The organism is Paenibacillus sp. LC231, assembly GCF_001860525.1.
In the GTDB taxonomy this organism is placed as follows: domain Bacteria; phylum Bacillota; class Bacilli; order Paenibacillales; family Paenibacillaceae; genus Paenibacillus_AQ.
Genome location: NZ_JFOM01000039.1, coordinates 1 through 5,443, shown reverse-complemented (window position 1 = coordinate 5,443; position 5,443 = coordinate 1). Strand labels below are relative to the sequence as shown.

The 5,443-nt window shown below is 40.9% G+C and carries 6 protein-coding genes; all 6 read right to left on the bottom strand.

The annotated features are described in order from the left end of the window. Window positions 1–135: 135 nt before the first annotated feature. Window positions 136–942, bottom strand: coding sequence for a class I SAM-dependent methyltransferase (locus tag AK95_RS23450; protein ID WP_071222346.1), 807 nt, complete (start codon window positions 940–942; stop codon window positions 136–138). A 201-nt stretch (window positions 943–1,143) separates the two neighbouring features. Continuing rightward, window positions 1,144–1,500 (bottom strand): DUF3221 domain-containing protein, encoded by a 357-nt coding sequence (locus AK95_RS23445; protein WP_071222345.1) that lies wholly within the window; start codon window positions 1,498–1,500, stop codon window positions 1,144–1,146. A gap of 167 nt (window positions 1,501–1,667) precedes the next feature. Then, the gene (locus tag AK95_RS23440) at window positions 1,668–2,666 is read right to left on the bottom strand and encodes a phosphotransferase (RefSeq protein WP_071222344.1); all 999 of its coding nucleotides are present in this window, start codon (window positions 2,664–2,666) and stop codon (window positions 1,668–1,670) included. Between the two features lie 217 nt (window positions 2,667–2,883). Then, window positions 2,884–3,783 carry a dihydrodipicolinate synthase family protein gene (locus tag AK95_RS23435; RefSeq protein WP_071222343.1) on the bottom strand — a complete coding sequence of 300 codons (900 nt, stop codon included), beginning with the start codon at window positions 3,781–3,783 and terminating at the stop codon, window positions 2,884–2,886. Between the two features lie 385 nt (window positions 3,784–4,168). After that, window positions 4,169–4,603 (bottom strand): DUF6773 family protein, encoded by a 435-nt coding sequence (locus tag AK95_RS23430; RefSeq protein WP_071222342.1) that lies wholly within the window; start codon window positions 4,601–4,603, stop codon window positions 4,169–4,171. Between the two features lie 4 nt (window positions 4,604–4,607). Beyond that, window positions 4,608–4,787: a helix-turn-helix transcriptional regulator gene (locus AK95_RS23425; RefSeq protein ID WP_268801976.1), complete on the bottom strand. Its 180-nt coding sequence runs from the start codon at window positions 4,785–4,787 to the stop codon at window positions 4,608–4,610. Window positions 4,788–5,443 lie beyond the last annotated feature (656 nt).

Here is a 5,443-nt window from a genome sequence, read left to right as displayed (position 1 = left end):
TCCCGCATGCCCTTTCTACTGTCCCCAGCCACCGACTCCCCTGGATTCTCTTCTTTCATGTTTAGCTCAGGGTGAAATCCTGCGAATTCATGAGTTTGAGTGAGGAAATTGAATCACTTCGAGGGAGCTTAATCGTTATCTTGCCTTACCGATCATCAAAGCATGATAGTTCATAACCCTTAAACCTCTTGGAGTTGCATGCTGAAGAAATATGTCTTCCACATCTTTTAAGCACTCTTGCCAAACGATTTTCTTCAATGATTCCTTCTGGCCAAAACATTTCTTAATCAGTACATCCTCGGGTCTCAATAGATATTCAACTTCTTCAAATATCTGGAGTTCAACCTTCTCTAGATCACTTTCAGATAGCTGGCGTTCAAACTTCGCTTTAATATCGTTGAGGTAATTGTCTGGAAATGGTGAATACAACCCTGGAAAGAGACTTCGAAGCCCTCCGTCAGTCCCGCAATGATACAATCCTAACGCCATGCCACCAGATTTAATGATCCGATGGCCCTCCTGTATTCCCTTGTGGAATAGCCATGGCCCCTTCTTCGAGTAGACGACGTCAAAGGAGGCATCGGAAAACGGTAACGGTTTATCGGCATCCACAACAAGAAATTTTATGGATTCGCTGGGATCCTGATTTGCTGATTCTATGTACCGGTCGATGACGTCGATTCCCACGACTTCTCTTGTTTCGTGGGCAAACAACTTCGTAAATTCACCGTGACCACAGCCTACATCTAATACCCGTGTGCTCTCATCGAGAAAGGCCCTAATTTTTTCTGCAAAGATAACCTCTGCGCGAGGTTCGTCAAACATAGACTTCCAGGGATACTTGTATCCTCCGGTTTCTAACGCCAAATTTGCATGCCACTCTACCGATTGCGGCGGGATCCAATCAGGATGTTTCATTGGATCAAACAATAGTTTCGTCACTTCAGCAGCTCCTCTCAAAAGTATCCTTCACTATAAATACGGAAGATTATGTAAGGTGTTCCAATTGAGCTATCCTGCCCGTTATTAGTTGAACAAAAGCAGCCGATCACGTTGATTGGCTCCCTTCTTGTTCTTATTGAACTATCGTTTCCCGTTAGTTGAATGACGATAAAATATTGTTTAGTCGTCACAATAATCTCATCAATCTTTAAGTCTTTCTATCTGACCAGCTCTAATTTGCGGGGGATCGGAATTCATTACAACATATTCACCTTTGTCATTCGTTTTGGGGGTTACATTAACTTTTTCGCCTATCCTAAGCTCATTGTAGAGTTGGGAATCCTCAACAATATAGTTGATTAATTCGATGTTATTCTTTTTGAGGTCCGCAAAGGTCTTATTTTCAGAATCCTTCTTTGAAATATTCTTCGCTACTAAGATTCTTTGGTCTTCTTTCGAAATAATATAATCTCCCTTTTTGGCTTCGGGCGAAGCACTGCAACCACTAAGCATACATATGGCAAGTACTGCTGCTCCTAAAACTAACTTTCTCAACATTTCAACTCCTCCTCGTAAAATCCAACCTACTTTTCAGACGAATCTGGAATAAATTTGTTGCGTTAAACTGCCCGTTAGGTTAACGAAAAGCAGCTGATCGTGTTGACCGGCTGCCCTCTTTTATTTATTGAACTAAAGTTTCCCGTTAGCGTAATCGATCAGGCAATTTAGATCTCTTTCAGCCATCCTTCAATTTCATTAATTTTCTCTGCATAACGCTTAATAGCTAGTATGGTTCCAGCAACCTGTTCGGTCCCGGCTTTCTGTTCATCGTGATCCGTGCAATCAATCCATAAAGACCGCTTTAGACAATATTCTAGCCAGTCCAACTTCCCTAAAAATCCACTTGCCAGTATCATCCTCCAGTTTGCATGGATTTGGTTTTGTGTTATTCCCTTATAGCCATCTATGAAAGATAAGAATTTGTCTTTGTCAATCTCGCCCGAATCATTTTCAGACCAATAAATAGCCGTTTCAACTAAATCTTGCTTAGAGTTTCTATATCCTGCACATTCCCAATCAATCAGGATTGGTTTAACATCCCACAAAACATTCTTAGGGTCTAGGTCTCCATGACTGATGACCATATCTGTTGAAATTTGCTTCGCTGAATTTATAGCTTCGGCATTCCAATCGTTAAGCATTTCACTGTTTTTAAATAATATACTTGTCCATTCGGCATTACTCTCTTGCCCTTTTTTCAAATAGAAGTTCCAATCAGTTAGTCTCCGATCTTCAGAAGAATTATTAACTATTCCAAGGTCTGAGAAATCCCCAATATGTAGAGATGAAAGAATGCTACCCATTATTTTGCAATGACCCGTATTTATGTCGCTGGGCTTAAGGCTTTTGCCATCCATCCATTCATATACGAGACAGAATTGCTCACCCACTTGTTGGATAGAAGCACCATTAAACTTCTTAGCCGGAAGAGCAGGTACATAGTTTGCAGCACGATTAGCAATAAGTTCTGATCTGATGAAGTTTTGCATGGCCGTTGGTCTGGCCATAATTTCTGGGTTTAACGCTTTGACTACATATCTACCTGATGTGGTTTGTACTGCATACATACGATGTAATAAACCGCCTGATAACGCAATAGGGGCAACGGCTATATCACCTAGCCCTAATTCATTACATAGAATCTCAATTTGACGAGGGTCCAATCTATATCCACCTTTCCAGCAACTTCTTCCATCTTAAATATAGTACATGTTCTATGTGGCAATTACGTTAACCTGCCCGTTAGTTGAAAAAAAGCAGCCGATCACGATGGTCAGCTGCTTCCTTGTTTTTTTATTGAGCTATCGTTACCCGTTAGCTTAATCATTTCAGATATTATCGTCTTCATTTATGTCCAATAAATAGGTGATATTGCACATGTTAATTATTAGCATCAAGCTCTAAAATGGTAAGGATATTGGCTAGTTCTCGGCGAGCTATCTCATTTAAACCTTGTAACGGTAGCGGAAGACTCGGATTGTTGGTCAATCCCTGCATTTCGGCCATTGCAGCAACTACGCGCAGACTACCGTAACTTTGAAACATCTTCCAAAGAGGGTCAAGGTGGGCAGATTGACTCTCAGCTTCTGCAGAACGTCCAGTTAGAGCAGAACGCGTTATTTTTAAACATATTTCTGGATACAACCCACCAAGTACAGAGTACCAACACTCGCATCCTGCATTCAAGCCTACTGCAGCATACGCGTCTCCACTAACGCCAATAGTGACATCAGATGGAATATGAGCTCGCAACTGTTCCACTCTTTCCTTAGCCGAAACCAAATCCTTGGGAACCCCAGGGATCTTAATCGAACGGACTTGCTGTAACCTTGCAATTTTTCCGTGCAAATCATCGCTGAATCGAAAGTGAGTGGTACTTGGGTTATCATATACACACAAGGGTACGGTAAGAGATTTTGTTACCGTTTCATACAGTGAAAACACCTCGTCCTCGGTTAATTGCTGATATGACACAGGTGCTAAAAGAACACCATTTGCTCCTGCTTTTTGGGCATCTTCAGCTAATTGGAGCACATCGCGAGTACGTAAAGAACTAATTCCAATCATTACAGGAATCCCCTCGGCGTACTCAATTGCGAGCTGAGTAACACGCAGGCGTTCTTCTCGATTGAGATAAACATAGCTGCCAGTCGATCCTAAAACACCGATCGAATCTACTCTTGCTGAGGTTAAACGTTTGAGCAGTTGTATAAATGCCTTTTCATCTATTCCGGACTCATTCATTGGAGTTAGAGGAAATGTAGATAAGCCTGTAAACATAATAAGTACACCCTTTCATTTACCTAGTTGGAATAGAAGAATATTTTTATTGCAACCATAAACCTAACTCAAATAAAATTGAAGGTACAATTTTCAAATATTTGACTGGGCCAGTTTACTATGTCATTGGCTGTTTAATGGTGCATTAACATAATCTGCCCGTTAGCTTAATAAAAAATGGAGCAGCTGCCAACCGGCAAACTGCTCCATGATGTTTTAAACTAACGTTACCCGTTAGCTCAAAAATGAACATAACTTCGTCTATTAAGCAAGCCACGGAAACCAATTCATTGTTGCTATTTAAGCGCATCACCATGAAACTCAAGATTTAGGGGAAAACATCACCCTTTAAGATAGGGACCGTGTCTATATTGGCATCACACAACTATTCCTCTCCCCGATTGTTTCTTCGGTTGCTCCAGTACTTAAACACAACACACAGCACAAGTACGGCAATTGAAATGGCTAAAATAAGGAAGGTTCCGTCTTTGTCGTCCATTGCTTCCGTCAATTTGGAGGAGTAAACGATAGCCGTTACACAGGTAATAACAGAAAGAAGTAGCGCTGCTGTTGACTTTTTGAGCGGCTTTCCCTTCACTTTCTGCCCTGTATACGCCCCGGCAAACAGTAGACGGATTAAATAACAAGACATGCACACGATCATAATCAAGAAGACATTTACAGGATAATCTAGCCATGTAACCCCAAAACCTCTTAGTCCGATATCTAGAAAAAGTAAATAAAATAGTAACATAAACGACTGGTTACCGATGTGGTTGCGTCTGGTCAACTGCATTTCGTCAAGATCCTTCGAGTTCATTATCTCATTCCTCCCAAAATAGCTGATCCAGTGTCTTTCCGAGCCTCTTGCAGATAGCAATACATAAATGGATTGTTGGATTATAGTCCCCATTCTCAATAGCGTTGACCGTTTGTCTTGTAACGCCTACTGCTTCAGCCAACTCCTTCTGGGACAGGTCCAATGCAGCTCTTGCTGCCTTCATTTTCAAATTCTTAGCCACCTTGTCACCTCTATCCAAAATATAAAACAAACCATACATAATGTCAAATATAATTGACGTTATGTATGGTTTAAAGTACTTTGATTGTTAAATGAAGAGAAAAATATTACCCTTAATTGTGGCTTCGGTTTACACTCTTAAGAAGATCCTACAAAAAACCAAAAATATTGCATTCTTGATGCTACTATTGGAAGATTAATTATTATCTCTTGGTTCAATTTATTATCCTCTCTTGTCTTATCTAACTATCCTGCCCGTTAGCTTAATGAAATTGCATGGAACATAGTAAGATACTTATCTAATCGGGAATCGGCTCATGTTCTTGTCCATTACGGCAATCGGGACAAGAACTTGTACCGATAAAATAAAAAAGCCGCTAAAATAGCGACTTTCAATGGGACCATGTTCTTGTCCCTCGACAATAGCTGTAGAATTTTAATTAGATATGTATCTAATCGGAAATCGGCTCATGTTCTTGTCCTCGACTCGGGACAAGAACTTGTGCCGATAAAATCATGACCACCCGTCCAACGGGTGGTTTGCTCTTGGGGTATAACCCCTTGTTGCCAAACTGCGCCTAAAGACGCTAGCCTGACCATAACTCTGTTCAGGCTCATTGTTATTTGTCACTTTCACTT

Excerpts from the sequence above, each read along its gene's own strand:
- AK95_RS23445 (WP_071222345.1), bottom strand. The coding sequence starts at position 1,500 with ATGTTGAGAAAGTTAGTTTTAGGAGCAGCAGTACTTGCCATATGTATG.
- AK95_RS23435 (WP_071222343.1), bottom strand. The coding sequence starts at position 3,783 with ATGTTTACAGGCTTATCTACATTTCCTCTAACTCCAATGAATGAGTCC.
- AK95_RS23430 (WP_071222342.1), bottom strand. The coding sequence starts at position 4,603 with ATGAACTCGAAGGATCTTGACGAAATGCAGTTGACCAGACGCAACCAC.
- AK95_RS23425 (WP_268801976.1), bottom strand. The coding sequence starts at position 4,787 with ATGAAGGCAGCAAGAGCTGCATTGGACCTGTCCCAGAAGGAGTTGGCT.